General features: G+C 50.1%; 18 protein-coding genes. 7 read left to right on the top strand and 11 right to left on the bottom strand.

What is annotated here, in order from left to right; all coding sequences use genetic code 11:
• Position 1: 1 nt before the first annotated feature.
• A complete protein-coding gene (hemH, locus tag D082_RS15835) occupies positions 2 to 1,165 on the bottom strand; it encodes a ferrochelatase (protein ID WP_028947505.1) in 1,164 nt (387 codons plus the stop codon).
• A 112-nt stretch (positions 1,166 to 1,277) separates the two neighbouring features.
• Between hemH and D082_RS15840 the strand changes: the two genes are divergently transcribed.
• On the top strand, positions 1,278 to 1,922 hold the full coding sequence (locus D082_RS15840; protein ID WP_028947506.1) for a class I SAM-dependent methyltransferase: 645 nt from the start codon (positions 1,278 to 1,280) through the stop codon (positions 1,920 to 1,922).
• On the opposite strand, the gene purM is transcribed toward D082_RS15840, so the two are convergent.
• Entirely contained in the window at positions 1,919 to 2,944 is a 1,026-nt protein-coding gene (gene purM, locus D082_RS15845) for a phosphoribosylformylglycinamidine cyclo-ligase (RefSeq protein ID WP_028947507.1), read from the bottom strand. The genes D082_RS15840 and purM overlap by 4 nt on opposite strands.
• Positions 2,945 to 3,076: 132 nt before the next feature.
• Between purM and D082_RS15850 the strand changes: the two genes are divergently transcribed.
• The gene (locus tag D082_RS15850) at positions 3,077 to 5,077 is read left to right on the top strand and encodes an elongation factor G (protein ID WP_028947508.1); all 2,001 of its coding nucleotides are present in this window, start codon (positions 3,077 to 3,079) and stop codon (positions 5,075 to 5,077) included.
• 183 nt (positions 5,078 to 5,260) lie between these two features.
• Here D082_RS15850 and D082_RS15855 read toward each other — a convergent pair whose 3' ends face one another.
• From D082_RS15855 to petN, 6 genes are all read right to left on the bottom strand, one after another.
• Complete coding sequence (locus D082_RS15855; protein ID WP_028947509.1) at positions 5,261 to 5,635, bottom strand: sulfite exporter TauE/SafE family protein; 375 nt, start codon at positions 5,633 to 5,635, stop codon at positions 5,261 to 5,263.
• A gap of 99 nt (positions 5,636 to 5,734) precedes the next feature.
• Complete coding sequence (locus tag D082_RS15860) at positions 5,735 to 6,379, bottom strand: HEAT repeat domain-containing protein (protein WP_028947510.1); 645 nt, start codon at positions 6,377 to 6,379, stop codon at positions 5,735 to 5,737.
• Positions 6,380 to 6,406: 27 nt separating this feature from the next.
• A complete protein-coding gene (locus D082_RS15865; RefSeq protein WP_028947511.1) occupies positions 6,407 to 7,966 on the bottom strand; it encodes an NAD(P)H-quinone oxidoreductase subunit N in 1,560 nt (519 codons plus the stop codon).
• Positions 7,967 to 8,122: 156 nt separating this feature from the next.
• Positions 8,123 to 9,103 (bottom strand): metallophosphoesterase, encoded by a 981-nt coding sequence (locus D082_RS15870; RefSeq protein WP_028947512.1) that lies wholly within the window; start codon positions 9,101 to 9,103, stop codon positions 8,123 to 8,125.
• Between the two features lie 86 nt (positions 9,104 to 9,189).
• Positions 9,190 to 9,333, bottom strand: a complete 144-nt coding sequence (locus tag D082_RS18780) for a hypothetical protein (protein WP_193386669.1) — start codon at positions 9,331 to 9,333, stop codon at positions 9,190 to 9,192.
• 42 nt (positions 9,334 to 9,375) lie between these two features.
• Positions 9,376 to 9,465 (bottom strand): cytochrome b6-f complex subunit PetN, encoded by a 90-nt coding sequence (gene petN / locus D082_RS17890; protein ID WP_010871354.1) that lies wholly within the window; start codon positions 9,463 to 9,465, stop codon positions 9,376 to 9,378.
• A gap of 167 nt (positions 9,466 to 9,632) precedes the next feature.
• Between petN and D082_RS15875 the strand changes: the two genes are divergently transcribed.
• Positions 9,633 to 10,433, top strand: coding sequence for an RDD family protein (locus D082_RS15875; protein WP_028947513.1), 801 nt, complete (start codon positions 9,633 to 9,635; stop codon positions 10,431 to 10,433).
• A gap of 29 nt (positions 10,434 to 10,462) precedes the next feature.
• On the opposite strand, the gene D082_RS15880 is transcribed toward D082_RS15875, so the two are convergent.
• Positions 10,463 to 11,017 carry a peroxiredoxin gene (locus tag D082_RS15880; protein WP_028947514.1) on the bottom strand — a complete coding sequence of 185 codons (555 nt, stop codon included), beginning with the start codon at positions 11,015 to 11,017 and terminating at the stop codon, positions 10,463 to 10,465.
• Positions 11,018 to 11,146: 129 nt separating this feature from the next.
• Positions 11,147 to 13,042: a glutamine--fructose-6-phosphate transaminase (isomerizing) gene (glmS, locus tag D082_RS15885; protein WP_028947515.1), complete on the bottom strand. Its 1,896-nt coding sequence runs from the start codon at positions 13,040 to 13,042 to the stop codon at positions 11,147 to 11,149.
• A gap of 160 nt (positions 13,043 to 13,202) precedes the next feature.
• Here glmS and D082_RS15890 point away from each other — a divergent pair, with 160 nt between their 5' ends.
• The 3 genes from D082_RS15890 to D082_RS15900 all read left to right on the top strand — a co-directional run bounded on the left by D082_RS15890 (position 13,203) and on the right by D082_RS15900 (position 15,815).
• A complete protein-coding gene (locus tag D082_RS15890; protein WP_028947516.1) occupies positions 13,203 to 14,087 on the top strand; it encodes an S-methyl-5'-thioadenosine phosphorylase in 885 nt (294 codons plus the stop codon).
• An 87-nt stretch (positions 14,088 to 14,174) separates the two neighbouring features.
• Positions 14,175 to 15,503, top strand: a complete 1,329-nt coding sequence (locus D082_RS15895; protein ID WP_028947517.1) for an aminopeptidase P N-terminal domain-containing protein — start codon at positions 14,175 to 14,177, stop codon at positions 15,501 to 15,503.
• A gap of 72 nt (positions 15,504 to 15,575) precedes the next feature.
• The gene (locus D082_RS15900) at positions 15,576 to 15,815 is read left to right on the top strand and encodes a 2Fe-2S iron-sulfur cluster-binding protein (protein WP_028947518.1); all 240 of its coding nucleotides are present in this window, start codon (positions 15,576 to 15,578) and stop codon (positions 15,813 to 15,815) included.
• A gap of 222 nt (positions 15,816 to 16,037) precedes the next feature.
• Here D082_RS15900 and D082_RS15905 read toward each other — a convergent pair whose 3' ends face one another.
• Positions 16,038 to 16,493 carry a hypothetical protein gene (locus D082_RS15905; RefSeq protein WP_028947519.1) on the bottom strand — a complete coding sequence of 152 codons (456 nt, stop codon included), beginning with the start codon at positions 16,491 to 16,493 and terminating at the stop codon, positions 16,038 to 16,040.
• Positions 16,494 to 16,752: 259 nt separating this feature from the next.
• On the opposite strand from D082_RS15905, the gene D082_RS15910 reads away from it, so the two are divergent.
• The gene (locus D082_RS15910; RefSeq protein ID WP_028947520.1) at positions 16,753 to 17,157 is read left to right on the top strand and encodes a YidH family protein; all 405 of its coding nucleotides are present in this window, start codon (positions 16,753 to 16,755) and stop codon (positions 17,155 to 17,157) included.
• Positions 17,158 to 17,252: the final 95 nt, after the last annotated feature.

Here is a 17,252-nt window from a genome sequence, read left to right on the forward strand (position 1 = left end):
TCTAAAGCAAGCCGACAAAATGTAACGGCCCTTGGCCGCTGATCAGTTCCACCAATAGGGCAATGAATCCCAACATAGCTAAGCGGCCATTCCACACCTCCGCCGCTGTGGTCAAACCCCATTCCCAGCGTTCCTGGGGATACATTTTCATGTTCTTTTTCGGATGGGGCACCGTTTCAAAGGTACAGGGAGGATCATTGAGGGAATCCAGCACCATCTGGGCCAGGGCATCGATGAAAACCGGATGGGTGTTCAGGGCTGGCACCCGTTGAAAATTATTAATGCCGGCTTCCTCGGCAATTTCCCGGTACTCAATGTCGATCTCTTGCAAGGTTTCAATATGTTCAGAAACAAAACTAATGGGCACCACCAATAAATCGTTTACCCCTTCGGCTCCCAGTTCCTGCAAAGCCTGTTCTGTATAAGGTTTGAGCCACTCCACGGGGCCCACCCGACTTTGATAAGCCAGGGTGTATTGATTGGGACGATCTAAGGTCCGCATAATTAAACGGGTACAGGCCTCAATTTCCGCTTGGTAGGGGTCTCCCGCTTCGTCCACATAACTTTGGGGCACGCCGTGGGCACTGAAAAAAATATGGGCTTGGTCTGGATTGGGAAATTTTTTTAACTCTTCGGCAATTAAGTCCGCCATGGCTTGGAGGTAACCAGGGTGATCGTACCAGGAAGGAATGAGGGTGTAGTCCAACTGCCGCAGACTCGGATCACTGCGCCACATCTCTTCCAAAACCCGGAAGCTAGAACCACTGGTACTAATGGAAAAATGGGGATACAGAGGTAAAATCACCAACCTTTGCAGGCGATCGCCCTTAATTTCTTCAATGGCCTCTTCGGTGAAAGGATGCCAGTAGCGCATGCCAATGTAAACCTTTGCATTCTGGCCGAGACGATCAAGATGAGTCATCAAGGCAGAGGCTTGGGCTTCGGTAATCTGCAGTAAAGGAGAACCACCGCCAATTTCAGCATAGTTAGCCTGGGATTTTTTCGCCCGCAGGGTAGAAATTAGCCATGCCAGGGGTTTCTGCAACCAGGGAAAAGGCAGACGAATAATTTCTGGATCCGCAAACAGGTTAAAAAGGAAGGGGCGTACATCCTCTAACTTCTCCGGTCCGCCAAGATTTAGCAGTAAGACCCCAACACGACCCATAATTGTTAAGTTTAATAGGATAATTTTTCAGTTTCTTTACCAAGTGTAACAATAGATGGCGAAAAGGAAAGAATCCCAGCTTACAAACATCGCCCCAATTTCTTCCTAGGCCATGGCAACTATTTTCCGCACTTGGAGTTATCAATATCCTTGGGTCTATGCTTTGGTTTCCCGCCTCGCTACCTTAAACGTGGGGGGAGAAAAGCGTTTTCACCAATTACCGTTACGGGGTTTAGTAATTTCCCCAGGTCAAAAAGTTTTGGACCTCTGTTGTGGGGGCGGCCAGGCCACTGCCCACTTGGTACAAACTGGAGCCACTGTGGTGGGACTCGATGCTTCCCCCAAAGCCTTGGCCAAGGCAAAAACTAACGTGCCCCAAGCCACCTATGTGCAGGGTTTAGCTGAGGATTTACCCTTTGGGGATCAAGAGTTTGATCTAGTGCATACCAGTGTGGCTTTGCACGAAATGAACCCAGAACAACTAGAGGGCATTATTAGCGGGGTGGAAAGGGTGCTGAAATCTGGGGGCATTTTCACCTTGGTGGATTTGCATCGCCCCAGCAATTGGCTATTTTGGCCCCCTTTGGCTATTTTCATGGGTTTGTTTGAAACGGAAACGGCCTGGCAGTTAATCAACACAGACTTAGTCGCATTACTGGAACAAGCTGGCTTTACCGTTGTCAACCATAGTCTCTATGCCGGGGGCAGTCTACAAGTAATTCAAGCCAGGGCGGATAAAGTTGAAACCAAACTCTAATCTAGCCAGACAAAAGCACCATCGCCTTCTATCACCTCGCCAATGGGATTAGCTACCAACCCTTGGCCCTGGAAAAAGTCGAGGGTAGCTTGGCCTTGGTCGGGGGCAACGATGACGACAAAACCCACGCCGAGGTTAAAGGTTTCCAACATGGCAGTGGGATTAACTTGCCCCTTTTCCGCCAACCAGTTAAATACAGGTAAGGGTTGCCAACTTCCAGCTTTAACTTGAACTGACTGTCCTGGCCCCAAACAGCGGGGTAGATTTTCCGGTAGTCCGCCGCCGGTAATATGGGCCATGCCGTGGACGTTAATGCCCGACTTCAGTAACGCTTGGATGGGTTTGACATAGATCCTGGTAGGTTCTAGGAAGATTTCTCCCAAAGACTTGCGCCCCCACCCGGGTAAACAATCGGACCATTGCCAACCGTTACTGTCGATGATTTTTCGCACCAGACTAAAGCCATTACTGTGGACCCCGGAACTCTCCACGGCGATCGCCACGTCGCCAATTTGTACCTGGGAGCCGTTTAGAAGTTGGGCTTTTTCCACAATGCCCACCGCAAAGCCCGCCGCATCATATTCCCCCGCTCCATAAAAGCCAGGCATTTCCGCCGTTTCTCCCCCCAACAGGGCACAGCCAGATTGCTTACACCCCTCCACAATGCCCGTCACCACATCTGCTAGTTGGGCTGGTTCTAGTTTACCTGTCGCTAAATAGTCGAGAAAATATAGGGGTTCCGCCCCCGTGGTCAGAATATCGTTTACGCACATGGCCACTAAATCAATGCCAATGGTGTGGTGCCGGTCCATGGCCTGGGCAATTTTTAACTTAGTGCCCACCCCATCCGTGCCAGAAACCAGCACCGGTGCTTTGTAACCAGCGGGAATTTCAAACAACCCGGCGAAACCGCCAATGCCCCCGATCACCTCCGGGCGAAAAGTGCTTTCCACCTGCTGCCGAATGCGGCTGACAAATTCCCGTCCCGCTTCCACATCCACACCCGCTTGCCGATAATCCATGTCGTTTTTTGTTTACTGAAACTTAACCAGAGTTAACAATCTCCTGCCCGAATTTTACAAGAGATTGCGGAGAGGTTTGAGGTCGGGGATTCTGGGTTAGGCTCAGCAATAGGAGCCTCTCAGGTATTTTTTATGAACAACCCCAGCAATGAATCCCTCCGCAACGTGGCCATTGTCGGCCCCTATGGCAGTGGCAAAACCACTTTGCTCGAAAGTATTTTGTGGGTTAGTGGCAGTATCACCCGCAAGGGTAGTATTAAAGACGGCAATACGGTGAGTGATAGTAGTCCCGAAGCTAAGGCTCGCCAAATGAGTGTGGAGGTAAGCATTGCAGGCATTGATTACGAAGGTTTGCGCCTAAATTTCCTTGATTGTCCAGGCTCCATCGAATTTGCCCAGGAAACCTATGGGGCTTTGATCGGGGCTGGCACAGCAGTGATCGTCTGTGAGGCCGACGTAAGTCGAGTGATGACCTTAGCCCCTTTGCTTAAGTTTTTGGATGATTGGACCATTCCCCATCTGGTTTTCATTAACAAAATGGAGCGGGCAAAGCAACCCTTTGGAGAAGTGTTGCAGGCGTTAAAAACTGTTTCTTCTCGGCCCCTGATTCCCCAACAATATCCTATTTACCAAGGGGAAGAATTACGGGGCTATATTGATCTGATCACAGAGCAGGCCTATCAATACCACAATGGCAGTGCCGCCGATCCCATTGCTTTACCGCCAGAATTAGCCGGGGCAGAACACAAAGCTCGCCAGGAAATGTTGGAGGCGTTGGCGGATTTTGACGATCGCCTGTTGGAGGAGTTGATGGAGGAGGTGGAACCGGCCCAAGCGGAAATTGAAGCGGACTTCAAACAGGAGTTGGGGGCGGATTTAATTGTACCGGTGGTCATTGGGGTGGCGGAACAGGATTTTGGTGTACGACCATTGCTGGATGTGTTGATCAAAGAGGCTTCTGATCCCAGTGTTACGGCCGATCGCCGGGGTTTAAGCACCGATGGTTCGGGGCCTGTCATTGCCCAGGTGTTGAAAACCTATTTCACTCCCCAGGGTCGGTTATCCCTGGCCCGCATTTGGCAAGGCACATTGCAGGATTCCGATAGTCTTAACGGCCAACGGTTGGGGGGAATTTACCGTTTATTTGGCGGCCAACAAACTCCCGTGCAAACGGCCACTGTGGGGGAAATCGTCGGCTTAGCCCGTTTGGAAAATGTTCGGACTGGCACAACCCTTTCCACCGTAGAAGTGGAACCTTTGCCCTTTGTTGATCCCCTGCCCCCGCTCTATGGCCTGGCGATCGCCCCGGAACAACGCAAGGATGAGGTCAAACTCAGCGCTGCTTTGGCCAAACTAGTGGAAGAAGACCCCTCTTTAACCTGGGAACAGAACAGTGAAACCCAGGAAGTCATCCTTTGGGGCCAGGGGGAAATTCACCTCAAAGTGGCTTTGGAACGGTTGCAAAGACAATATAAACTGCCCATGGTCAGCCAGCAACCCCAAGTTCCCTATAAAGAAACCATCCGTAAAGCCACAGAAATTCACGGCCGTTACAAGCATCAAACTGGTGGCCATGGCGCCTTTGGGGATGTTTATCTCACCATTAAACCGTTGGAGCGGGGAGTCGGCTTTAGCTTTAGCGAAACCATTGTGGGGGGCGTAGTGCCCAAACAGTACATCCCTGGGGTGGAAATGGGGGTCCGGGAATATCTGGAAAAAGGCCCCTTGGGTTACCCGGTGGTGGATTTAGCCGTTACGTTAACCGATGGTTCCTACCACAACGTTGATAGTTCCGAACAGGCCTTTAAACAGGCGGCCCGCCTAGGTATGGCGGAGGGAATGCCCCAATGTAATCCGGTGCTGTTGGAGCCAATTTTGAGCGTTAACGTCACCACCCCAACGGAATTTACTTCCCGGGTGTTGCAATTGGTGAGCGGCCACCGGGGCCAAATTCTCGGCTACGAAGGGCGATCGGACTGGAAAAGTTGGGATCAAGTCACAGCCCATTTACCCCAAGCAGAAATGCAGAATTTCATTATTGAGTTACGTTCCCTCACCCTGGGGGTGGGTACTTTTACTTGGCAATATGATCATCTCCAGGAGGTGCCCGATAGGTTTATGCCCAATCACTAATTCAAGGGCTTGCTCCCAATTCTTGACCCTCTGCACCGAGAGTTATAGTCGTTTCTAGTAAGACTGAGGCAATCAAATTCACCGAAAAGCTTGTCAATAAAGACTTAAGCAGTCTCGAAATTATTTGAAATGACTATAAAGGAACTTCCCCAATGAGCAAAAAGCAAAAGGGCGATCGCCAAATTATCTGCCCCAGATCATTTTTAGGGCAATGACCAACATGGCTCCGCCAAAGATTCGCCCCAGCAATTCATTGGAAATACTGGTGGCCACCCTGGCCCCAAAAAGACTGCCCAGCACAAACCCGACACAAATCAGTACTGCCACTCTGATATCCACATCTCCTTTTTGGTAGTAGGTCCAAGCCGCCGCTATGCCAATGGGGGGAACCATTAGGGCTAGGGTTGTGCCCTGGGCTAGATGTTGGGTAAAACCAAAACCAAACACCAGCACTGGCACAATAATTAGCCCGCCACCAATGCCAATTAAACCGCTAGCAAAGCCGGCCAGTAGACCTAAAACAATGAAACTAACAATGGCCACAAAACTTAGAGACATAGCCGAAAATGTGGAAATTTTTGCTTTCAGTGTAGGGCGGATTTGGGTATATTTCGCCATCCTTCCCCAATGTGAATCTTTAACAATGAGAGCTAGACCTTAGGCTTGGGCGATATTTTCCAAGGCCCAATTAATCCGTTCTTTAACGATCGCCTCTGGTTCTTGCTCTACAAAAGACCGGAGAAAATCCCTTAGGGGTTGGTGATAATGGGGGGCCTGCTTAGCTAAATTTTCCAAACCGGCGATCGCCCCATAGCGCACTACCCATTCTGGATCAGCACAAACTTTGATTAAAGTTTCGTAAATGATTTTTTGTACATTTCCCTGTTCCTCTGGCGGTAAAGTTTGCCAACGGAGAAAACCAAGACCCTTGGCCGCCGCCCGCCGTACACTCAGGGCAAAATCCGTCAAAGCTGCTTCCTGCAAAAGTTCTAACGCCCTTGGATCGCCAATGCCCGCACAGGCCCGGGTGGCCCAGGCCCTGGCCCCATAGTTGTAGCCGTCCATATTGGCCAGTAAATGGGGCATAGCCGCATCCCCGATTTCGATCAGCCCATCCACCGCCGCTACGGCCGCCCCCGGATTGTTGTAACGCAATACCGTGGTCAATGGAGGCACTGCCAATGGCGATCGGGTTGCCGCCAAAGCCCGTACTGCCCCTACCAACTTCTCGGCCGAGTCTGCGGTTTCCACTGCCTGAATTAATTGCTCTATTTCTGGAGCCGTTGCGGTGTTACCCTCCATGGTTTAATCCCTAAAGCCTAAACAGCATCATTCGTGGGAAATGGCGATCGCCGGATTTTCCATCGTTTGATCTAGGGCCGTTTGCAACATGGGCGTACCGGTCACGGAATTGGTGGCCAAGTTGAACAGGGGATTAGCTAAAATGCCAGCCAAAGAAGTTGCGATCAGAGTGGCCACAATGCCCACCTGCAGGGGCCGCATACCAGGTAAATTCCATTGGATAGCGGGATAGTTTTTGATCACATCGGACATTTCTTGGGGTTCCTTGACCACCATCATTTTCACCACCCGGATGTAGTAATAGATGGAAACAACACTGGTGACCAAACCGAGGAGAACCAGGCCGTACAATCCCGACTGCCAACCGGCCCAGAAGATATAGATTTTGCCAAAGAAACCCGCTAGCGGAGGAATACCGCCCAAGGACAACAGACAAATGCTCAAGCCTAGGGTTAACAAGGGGTCTTTGTGGTACAGCCCGGCATAATCGCTGATCTGATCACTGCCGGTGCGGAGGGTAAAGAGGATAATGCAACTAAACGCCCCCAGGTTCATGAACAGATAAATGAGCATGTAGAAAACCATGCTGGCGTAACCGTCTTCACTGCCGGCCACCAAGCCAATCATGACAAAACCAGCTTGGCCAATGGAGGAGTAGGCTAACATCCGTTTCATACTGGTTTGGGCCAGAGCCACCACGTTACCCAGCACCATACTCAACACCGCTAGGGCTGTAAAAATAACGTGCCACTCGTCGGTAATGCCCCCAAAAGCTGTGACCAGCAAGCGAATGGCCACCGCAAAGCCCGCCGCTTTAGAGCCCACGGAAAGGAATGCCACCACGGGGGTGGGAGAACCTTCATACACGTCGGGGGTCCATTGGTGGAAAGGTACGGCGGAAATTTTAAACGCGATGCCGGCAATGACAAATACCAAGGCGATCGCCAAACCAAGGGACTGACCCACAGTGTCGGCGTTGGCTAATTTTTCGGCAATGGATGCCAATTGGGTTTCCCCACCGGACAAACCGTAGAGCAGGGAAAGACCATAGAGAAAAATGGCGGAGCTGGAAGCACCAATGAGCAAATATTTCAACGCCGCTTCATTGGAACGGGGGTCGCGCTTCATATAGCCCGTCATTAGGTAGGAAGAAATACTGAGCATTTCCAGGGAAATGAAAACCATCACCAATTCGTTGGCAGCGGAGAGGAACATGCCCCCCAAAGTAGCTGTGAGTAAAATGGCAATGAATTCCGCCAAGGAAGTCCCCGTTTGTTGGACGTAGCGCACCGACATCAAAATGGTTACGACGGTGGACAGGGCAACGATCGCCCGGAAAATAATGCTGAGGTTATCCCCGTTAAACGCACCAATGAAACCTATGGGGTCAGCCATGGACCAGGACGTGACCAATAATGCCACCGACACCAACAAACCGGCGATCGCCAGGTAGGGCAGGGCCAAGGCAACTTTCCGTCCCCCAATCAAATCCACAATTAGCACGAGGAGTAGAGTAACAATGACAATGCCCTCTGGCAAAATTGTCCCCGCATTGAGTTGCGCTGCAACGTTACTAGAAAAGTCCATAGGTACAACCGAGAAATGCTCACGAATAAGCTTAGCGCAGGTTTGTCGCAAAGGAGAATTACCATCTCTAATGGAACCTATTCCGATTTCCTTGGCTTAAAACGGGGATAAAGGCACTGAATCAGTTTTCCAGGACTTGTTTATCAAGCTGAGGGACTAATGACACCTATCCTGTCCTTGCTCATTAAACTCAGTGGTGTTAGCGGCCAGAAATCGCCAGCGGTAACCGTCGGGTTGAAGTTCCATTTTTAGCACCCCATAAACCCCCATTGCCCGAACTTCACTGTTAGGTTGCAATGTTCTGAAAGGATAAAGGCTTTTCCCGCCGGTGCCAATGACAAACTGGCGAATACCCCGGTCAGTATCCAGTTTAGCCTGGGCATCCTGGGGCGCAAATCTTTCGTACAAGTGGTCGTGGCCCGACAGTATCACTTCCGCTCCGCCATCATAGAGGGTTTGCCAAAGATCAGCCATTTGCCTTTGATTGCCATGGGCACCGGAGGAATAGAGGGGATGGTGCCAATAGGCCAGGGTGCAGGCTTTATTATTTTGGGCTAAATCTTGCTTTAGCCATTGCTGTTGGGGCGATCCCATTTCACAACCGCCAATGTATTTGCAATTGGAATTGAGGGCAATAAAATGCCAATCGCCCTGGTCGTAGCTGTAATAACCCTTTTGGCGATCGCCGGCTAGCTCCCCAAAGTAATCAAAATAATCAGCCGCATTCTTATCGGGGCCATAATATTCGTGGTTTCCAGCAATGGGTCTGCTAATGGGGTCAAATCTGCCCCAGGTGGGTTGATAGGAAGCCTGGTAGTTGGCCAATTCCCCCCGTTCGTACTGATTGTCCCCCAGGGGTAAAACGAGACTAGGATTAGCACTAGCAACCAAATCCGCCGTAGCCGCCATCTGACAACGTTCCTTTGTCCCTAAGCCATTGTTAAAGCCAGGGTCTTCCGGGGCACAGGCAATATCCCCGGCCGCTACAACAACCAACCCAGGGGACCGGCTTTGGCCAGGGGCATCTTTAGCCAGACTAGCCGGAGTTGGACTTTGGTTGAAGTTGGCAACCAGCAAAAAGGCAGTGGTGACTAGGGCCATGAACAACCCGATCACCGGTAGACGGGAAAAACCCATAGGCTATCACAATGGCGGCGACATAGAGGGGTAAAATCATCCCCTACCCGTTAATTTATCAATCGCTCAAAATTAATCGCCCAAAACTAGCGACCCATTTTTTTATCCCGATCCTGCCGACGGCGATCGCGCCATTCCAGGGTGGTGAGGTAGAGAATGCCACCACTAACCAGCACCAGCATCACTAGGGCCGCTAAGAAAAGGGTATTAAGGACAGGAGTTGCTTCCACGGTATCAAAGATTCTTAAACAGCGGGAAATCCAGGTTTTGCCCTAGAAACCGTTGCGACCCCACACCACCATGCTGATGGACCAGGTGAACAGAACTAACACGCTTACCCAACCTAATGTCAAAATGTCCATAGTCTTTTGTTAAATACGCCAATAAAAACAAGCTTTGCCAGCCTTCATCTTACGGCGATCGGGCGAAATTTTAAAGCTTGCCCCGGGGATAAAACCGCCAAGCCCATTTCCCTTGGAACCGTTATTGTTTCCCTTCCTTTTCCTTTCCTCCCTTCGAGCTAGAAACCATGGCCCTGTTCAACCATTACCAGGTGGAAACCCCCGAAAGCGTCGAACTCGAATTCACTTTGGCGGGCATTGGCAATCGTCTCTATGCGGTGCTGATCGACTATGTCTGTCTGGGAAGCGTTATTTTGTTTTTGCTGATTGTTTGGGCGGTGTTGGCCTACAATCTTTCCCTCTACGCTTCCGGGGAATGGCAACTCTGGCTCACCGCTATCCAAATTTTCCTCATTTTTGCGGTTTATGTAGGCTATTTTGTCTTTTTTGAGACCCTCTGGCAGGGGCAAACCCCCGGTAAGCGCAGGGCTAAAATTCGGGTCATCCGTGGAGATGGCCGCCCTGTGGGCCTACAGGAGGCCAGTTTACGGGCCTTGTTTCGCCCCATCGATGATTTTCTTTACATTGGTGCTTTATTAATCATTTTTGGTCGCCAAGAAAAACGCATTGGCGATTTACTGGCAGGGACTTTAGTTATTCGGGAAAGTCGAGATCAAAGAGGCGATCGCCTGAAATTACAACGACCGGAGCAAGCGAAGATTCTCGCCGCTGAGTTGGCACAATGGCCAGGGTTAGAGAGAATTACAGCAGATCATTGGTTAGTCATTCGGGATTATCTCCTCCGTCGGCAGGATTTATTACCCAAAGCCAGGGAACAGGCAGAGAAAAGGTTAGCCAAACAGGTAAAAGATCGATTGCGCCTCATCGCTCCCCTCAACGACAGCGCCCCGGAAATCCTACTGGAAGCGGTGTATCTTGCATGTCAAGACCGCCAAAATGCCCTGATCAAGCCCACGTTTGAGTTGTAAAGTTTTGGGAAATGCCGTAAGACTAGCGATTAGGATTGTAATTCTGCCAACCGGGCCAACACTTCCTCACTGTGGGTAGCGGGTCTAACTCCGAGAAATCTTTCCCGTAGAACACCATCGGGATCGATGAGGTAAGTGTGTCGTAGGGCCATGCCACTTAACCAAGAACCATAGGACTTGATCACTGTGCCGTCCGAGTCCGCCAGCAGGGGAAATTTAAGTCCTTCCGCATCACAAAAAGCTTCGTGGGAATCCAAATCGTCTACGCTCACCCCAATCACTTGGGCATTGAGGGCTTGGTATTTGCTTAAATCCCGTTGAAAACGTTGGGCTTCCAGGGTACAGCCGGGGGTAAAATCCTGGGGATAGAAATACAAAACTACCCATTGTCCTCGGTAATCCGTCAGGCTAACTTCCCCATCTCCGGCGGTGCTGGGCAGGGTAAACAGGGGAGCGGATTGACCCAATTCCGGTTGGGTTCCCCCCAGAGCATAGGTGGGCAAATCCGCTATTCCTAGCCACAAACCCACAGCCAAAAGTAAAGCAACGATGCTTTTTGACCAGGAAAATTTTTTGCTTTTCATGGGGATAGTGTAAATTTGCCCCACCAAGGGAGTGATGGGAGTAAAGGGATAAATTGGTTTACTTATTATTGTTCCACAGCTTTTTCCTGTGGGCAGAATCCTAGGGATATTAACCGATTGACCAATGGACTATTCCACGGTGACGGATTTAGCTAAATTGCGGGGTTGATCCACGTCTAAACCACGGCGGGCGGCAATGTGATAGGACAAAAGTTGCAAAGGAATCACCGCCACAATGGGGGAGAGCATTTCCTCCACGTGGGGCACCAACAATAAATCATCAAACACGGAACGGGCTTGGTTGTCGTCCATGGGGGTGACTCCGATCAACCTGGCATCCCTGGCTTTGGCTTCCTGGGCATTGGAAATTACCTTGTCATGGACCGATCCTGGCATGGCGATCGCCACCACAGGCACCTTGGCATCCAAGAGGGCAATGGGGCCATGTTTCATTTCCCCGGCGGGGTAACCTTCTGCATGGATATAACTAATTTCCTTAAGTTTTAAAGCTCCTTCCAAGGCAATGGGAAAATTAATGCCCCGACCAAGGAAAATAAAATCCTGGGTTTCAGCGAATTCATGGGCGAGGGATTCAATGGCACTGCCCTGTTGTTCCAAAATAGTTTCAATCTGGGCGGGTAATTGCCGTAGACCCACCATAATTTCCTCGATCGCCTCTAGGCTGAGGCTACGTCGCTGAAAGGCAATGTCCAAAGCCAGGAAATAAAAGGCTAGCACCTGGGCCACAAAGGTTTTAGTGGCCGCTACCCCGATTTCAATGCCCGCATGGGTGTTGATAATTTCATTGACCATGGTGGCCAAAGTACTTTCGGGCCGGTTGGTAATGCCCAAAATGAGGGGTTTATAGGCATCTTCCAGGGTTGAACGCCGTTGTTTTTCCATTTCCAACGCCGCCAAAGTATCCGCCGTTTCCCCCGATTGAGTTACCCCAATGGTGAGGGTATGGGGGGTGAGGGGAGGGGCCGCATAGCGAAATTCCGATGCGTAATGCACCGTGGTGGGAATGCCCGCCAATTGTTCCAGTAGATATTTACCCACTAAACCAGCATGCCAACTGGTGCCACAGGCTAGAACTTGAATATTTTGCAGATTTTTGGTCAATTGGGGGTCTAGACCCAGCAGTGCAGGACTATGCTTAGGATTATCGGCGGCCCGCCATTGCTCATCCAGATAAGTAGCTAAACAGGTACGGACAACGGCCGGTTGCTCGTAAATTTCCTTGAGCATAAAGTGCCGAAAACCCTGTTTTTCCACCGTGGTGGCGCTCCAATCCAGGGTACGGGGTAATTTTCTCACCCTTTTCAGGTTAAAGTCGTAAACTTCTACCCCTAGGGGGGTTAAACGGGCAATTTCGCCGTTTTCCAGAGACAATACCGTGGTGGTGTGGGGCACTAGGGCTGTCACATCGGAGGCACAGAAAAATTCCCCCTGGCCAAAGCCTAAAATCAAAGGGGCCTGTTGGCGGGCCACAATTAGCTGTTCAGGGCAATGGGCATCCAGGACGGCGATCGCAAAGGCTCCCTCGAGAAGGTGTACCGCTTTGGCAATGGCAGCCAACAGAGCTTCATCGGGGTCATCGCTGGGCAAATCCTTGAGAATATCGGCAATTAAAATCGGAATTACCTCGGTATCGGTTTCTGAGTAAAACTGATAGCCTTTCTCCTTTAACTGATCCCCGAGGGTCTGATAGTTTTCGATGATGCCATTTTGCACAACGGCAATCCGTTCCTGGTTATCCAAATGGGGATGGGCGTTATGCTCCTCTGGCTTACCGTGGGTGGCCCAGCGGGTGTGGCCAATGCCAAGACGGGAAAAGTTGCTGTGGTTTTCTAGCTTCTCCTTGAGGTTAAACAGTTTGCCTTTGGCCCGCACTGACTCAATTTTGCCTTCGGTGACAGTGGCAATGCCGGCGGAGTCATAGCCCCGGTATTCCAAGCGTTCCAGCCCTTCGATGAGAATATTGACCGCTGTTTGGGTGCCGATGTAACCAACAATGCCACACATGAGGGTTGCCTAAGATAGTTAGGATAATCAAATTGCCCTCCAGTTTAGCTTTTTCTTCCTGGTCAATGGCAAGCTTACAGCGCTTTTATTGGGGATAACAATTGCCCCGGCAATGTAGGCTGATATAGTCGATTTAATTTTTGGGGCAGAGAATTCCACCATGGTGAACGCACAGATTGGCATTATTGGCGGCAGTGGGTTGTATCAGATGGAAGCCCTGAAAAATATTGAGGAAGTGGCCCTAGATACCCCTTTCGGCTCTCCCTCAGACAGTTTCATTGTGGGGGAATTAGCCGGCGTGCAGGTAGCTTTTTTAGCTCGCCATGGCCGGGGCCATCACCTTTTGCCCAGTGAGATTCCCTTCCGGGCCAATATCCATGGCATGAAACAGTTGGGGGTTAAATATTTAATTTCTGCATCGGCCGTGGGTTCTTTGCAAGGGGAAGCAAAACCTTTGGATATGGTCATTCCCGATCAGTTCATTGACCGTACCCGCCAGCGGGTTTCCACCTTTTTTGGGGAGGGCATAGTGGCCCACATTGGCTTTGGTAATCCCATCTGTCCCCAGTTGGCCCAACGTCTTTCTATGGCGATCGCCAGTTTGGAGTTGGAGGGGGTTACACTCCACGACCGAGGCACCTATGTCTGCATGGAAGGGCCAGCCTTTTCTACTATTGCGGAATCAAATTTATATCGCAGTTGGGGCGGTACTGTCATCGGCATGACCAATTTACCGGAAGCAAAATTGGCCCGGGAAGCGGAAATTGCCTATGCCACTTTGGCACTGGTAACAGACTACGACTGTTGGCATCCCGACCATGACCATGTGACGGTGGAAATGGTTATTGGCAATCTGCAAAAAAATGCGGTCAACGCCCAACGGGTGATTGTGGAAACCGTTAAACAATTGGCGGTCAATCCTTTCGAGTCCATTGCCCACAACGCATTGCAGTATGCGGTACTGACCCCCCCGGATAAGTTTCCCCCGGCTACCTACGAAAAGTTATCTTTGCTCTTGGGCAAATATTATCCACCTTCTCCATAAACCTCGGGTTTGAACCTGCCCTGGTCGTGCTTTTTCCCCAACCAGTAGAATGGGGGAATTGACCTTCCACTCGTCTGACTTTTGCCCATGCATCCGGTTGTTAGTTCCGCTGAATATCGTCAACGTCGCGATCGCCTAATGGCCAAGTTGGGCCAGGGGACGGCTATTTTTGCCAGTGCGCCCCAAGCGGTGATGCACAACGATGTGGAATATGTGTTCCGTCAAGATAGTGATTTTTATTATCTAACGGGCTTCAATGAACCGGAGGCGATCGCCGTTTTTGCGCCCCATCACGAAGAACATCAATTTATTTTGTTTGTCCAACCCAAGGATCCGGCCAAGGAAACCTGGACGGGCATTCGCTACGGTGTGGAGGGGGTTCAATCCAGCTTTTGGGCTGACATTGCCTATCCCATTGGGGAATTGGATGAGCATTTACCGAAGTATCTGGAAAAAGCGGACAAAATTTATTACTATCTCGGTCGAGATGAAGCATTAAACCAAACCATCCTCAAACATTGGCAAAGACAATTGGCCGCCTATCCCCGACGGGGCTATGGTCCCCAGGCTTTAGTTAATTCCCAAGGCTTGGTACATCCCCTGCGGCAAGTGAAAAGTGAAACAGAATTAGCCCTTTTACGCCGAGCCTGTGATCTATCGGCGATCGCCCATCAGCGGGCCATGGAATTTGCTCGGCCGGGGCATTACGAATATCAAGTGCAGGCGGAATTGGAAATTATTTTTCGTCGGGAGGGGGGCTTAGGGCCAGCCTATCCTTCCATTGTGGCGGCGGGGAAAAATGCCTGTATTTTGCACTACATCAACAATGATTGCCCTTTACTGGATGGGGATTTACTGCTGATCGATGCCGGTTGTTCCTACGGTTACTATAACGGCGACATCACCCGCACCTTTCCCATCAACGGCAAGTTTAGCCCTGAGCAACGGACCCTCTACGAAATTGTTTTAACTGCCCAGGAAGCGGCGATCGCCAAGGTACAGGCGGGCAGTCCCTACCACGAGTACCATGATGCGGCGGTGTCGGTTATTGTGGACGGGCTCATGGATTTAGGTTTGTTGGTGGGGGATAAGGAGGAAATTATCAAAGGGGAAAAATATAAGCCTTTTTATATGCACCGTACCGGCCATTGGTTGGGGTTAGATGTCCATGATGCCGGGAACTACAAACGGGATAAGGAAACCTGGACAGCGTTGGAGCCAGGCCAGGTGCTCACGGTGGAACCGGGCATTTACATTGCCCCCGATATTAAACCCGTTGAGGGACAGCCGGAAGTGCCAGAGCGATGGCGGGGTATTGGCATTCGCATTGAAGATGATGTACTGGTCACCGCCCAAGGCCCCGATGTGTTAACCAGTGCCGTGCCCAAGGCGATCGCCGACCTGGAAAATCATTAAATTCAGGGCGTGCAACATCCACCGAGAGCTACAACCCCAAAAGCGGAACAGAATATCTTATAGGAAACAAAAATGGTAGTAACAGTACATTTTTTGCCTGACAATGTAAGTACCATTGCTCGGGTAGGGGAACCGATTCTAGACGTGGCGGAAAGGGCTGGCGTGCTCATTCCCACGGGATGTTTGATGGGCTCCTGCCATGCCTGCGAAGTGGAATTAGGGGACGGCACTCCCATTTGCGCTTGCATTAGTGCGGTGCCAGTGGGAGTACAGGAATTGGAAGTCAATCTTTACGATGACCCCACTTGGTAGTTTTTGGGCTTTCTGAAAATATAGTTGATTTAGTTGAAAGTAAGACACTGACCGGAGCTAAAAGCGTCTTTGGTAAAGACCTTGGCCGTCTCAATCTTACTTTGATTGACTATAATTCTTCAGTATTGATTTGTAATAAATGTTGGCCCTACCCACACCAGAGAATTTGTCTTGCCAGATTAAGCATGTCAGACCGGTGAGACCATTGCCTTCTTCGCCGGATTAAATCTCTTCAAAGCGGAGATTGAGGTTAATGGTATCTGGCCCAAGCATGGTTCCTTGAATGACTAACACCACTGTTTTTCCTGCATCTTTGGGGGTCAAGGTCAGCCCAGCAGGGGTGTCAAAGACAATGCTAAAGCCCCAGTCTCCTTGGGTAGTATTGATAGTTCTTTCTGCATAGCCCATTTTGGTCAGAGCATCCTGGTAAAACTTCATTGTGGGAGCCGGTTTACCCTTGGTTTGGAAATTTAATCCCTGTTGTCCATAGGCATTGGCCATAAACATACTACCCACATTACTGGGACTGCCCTGGGGCCGGGGCAATTTCACTAAAATATCAGCGGCGTTAGCTTGGCTGATAAGAAAAGAGTGGGCTTCAACAATGACAGGAGCTTGCTGAACGGCGGTTGTTGGTAGAATCCCTAGTAAGGAGACAAAAGCAGGAAATAATGACATGGTCTTGTATTTTCCAGAAATTAATCCTCAGTATACTTCCTGAAAAGGATGGTCAATGTTAGCTCCACTCAAATGGGAATAATTTGGGGTATGGAACAATTTTTCAAATCCAGTCTAGTGCCACGCCAAAGTCCCTTGCACTGGTATTGCTGAATTGGATTGAGGTTTTTTATAATCGCCAACGGTCACAGTCCACCATTAGCTTTCTTTCTCTTCAACAATTTGTAGATAATTTCTACTTCCCCTGACTTGCATTTTTATGGATAATTTTCCTCCACCGCCAGAATCCTACAATCTGGCCAATGAATTAGCTCGGGAACGTAGCCGAGCCGCCGCGGAAAGAACATTGATGGCATGGATTCGTACTAGTCTTTCCCTCATTAGTTTTGGCGTGGGTATTGATCGGATTGTGGCGGCCATCCATGGAGCTTTTCCCGATGGTAGAAGTGGTTTCCACCTATCCCGTACTCTAGGATTATCCTTTATCGTTATTGGTACCCTGGCGCTATTAGCGGCGGCCATTAACCATCGTCAGGACTTAAAACACATTGAACGGGGAGGTTTCATCTATCAGCCCCGCTTGTCGATTAGTTTTGTCGTGGCGATCGCTTTGGTGGTGGTGGGGGCTTTCGCGTTTCTGGCCATTTCATTTCAAGGCATTTAGAATAAGTTTCCCCAAATATAGAGAACATAAACCTTGTGATGATCCCGGTCACAACTAGGTGATTCTAGCTCAAAACTGAATTGTACTGTTACAGT

It is taken from the genome of Synechocystis sp. PCC 6714 (assembly GCF_000478825.2).
Lineage (GTDB): Bacteria > Cyanobacteriota > Cyanobacteriia > Cyanobacteriales > Microcystaceae > Synechocystis.

Bases quoted from the DNA above. Each gene is read 5' to 3' on its own strand.
- D082_RS15890 (WP_028947516.1), top strand. From the start codon at position 13,203: ATGGTGAACGCACAGATTGGCATTATTGGCGGCAGTGGGTTGTATCAG.
- D082_RS15865 (WP_028947511.1), bottom strand. From the start codon at position 7,966: ATGGACTTTTCTAGTAACGTTGCAGCGCAACTCAATGCGGGGACAATT.
- D082_RS15850 (WP_028947508.1), top strand. From the start codon at position 3,077: ATGAACAACCCCAGCAATGAATCCCTCCGCAACGTGGCCATTGTCGGC.
- D082_RS15875 (WP_028947513.1), top strand. From the start codon at position 9,633: ATGGCCCTGTTCAACCATTACCAGGTGGAAACCCCCGAAAGCGTCGAA.
- glmS (WP_028947515.1), bottom strand. From the start codon at position 13,042: ATGTGTGGCATTGTTGGTTACATCGGCACCCAAACAGCGGTCAATATT.
- D082_RS15895 (WP_028947517.1), top strand. From the start codon at position 14,175: ATGCATCCGGTTGTTAGTTCCGCTGAATATCGTCAACGTCGCGATCGC.
- D082_RS15910 (WP_028947520.1), top strand. From the start codon at position 16,753: ATGGATAATTTTCCTCCACCGCCAGAATCCTACAATCTGGCCAATGAA.
- D082_RS15880 (WP_028947514.1), bottom strand. From the start codon at position 11,017: ATGAAAAGCAAAAAATTTTCCTGGTCAAAAAGCATCGTTGCTTTACTT.
- D082_RS15840 (WP_028947506.1), top strand. From the start codon at position 1,278: ATGGCAACTATTTTCCGCACTTGGAGTTATCAATATCCTTGGGTCTAT.
- hemH (WP_028947505.1), bottom strand. From the start codon at position 1,165: ATGGGTCGTGTTGGGGTCTTACTGCTAAATCTTGGCGGACCGGAGAAG.
- D082_RS15900 (WP_028947518.1), top strand. From the start codon at position 15,576: ATGGTAGTAACAGTACATTTTTTGCCTGACAATGTAAGTACCATTGCT.
- D082_RS15870 (WP_028947512.1), bottom strand. From the start codon at position 9,103: ATGGGTTTTTCCCGTCTACCGGTGATCGGGTTGTTCATGGCCCTAGTC.
- D082_RS15855 (WP_028947509.1), bottom strand. From the start codon at position 5,635: ATGTCTCTAAGTTTTGTGGCCATTGTTAGTTTCATTGTTTTAGGTCTA.
- petN (WP_010871354.1), bottom strand. From the start codon at position 9,465: ATGGACATTTTGACATTAGGTTGGGTAAGCGTGTTAGTTCTGTTCACC.
- D082_RS15905 (WP_028947519.1), bottom strand. From the start codon at position 16,493: ATGTCATTATTTCCTGCTTTTGTCTCCTTACTAGGGATTCTACCAACA.
- D082_RS15860 (WP_028947510.1), bottom strand. From the start codon at position 6,379: ATGGAGGGTAACACCGCAACGGCTCCAGAAATAGAGCAATTAATTCAG.
- purM (WP_028947507.1), bottom strand. From the start codon at position 2,944: ATGGATTATCGGCAAGCGGGTGTGGATGTGGAAGCGGGACGGGAATTT.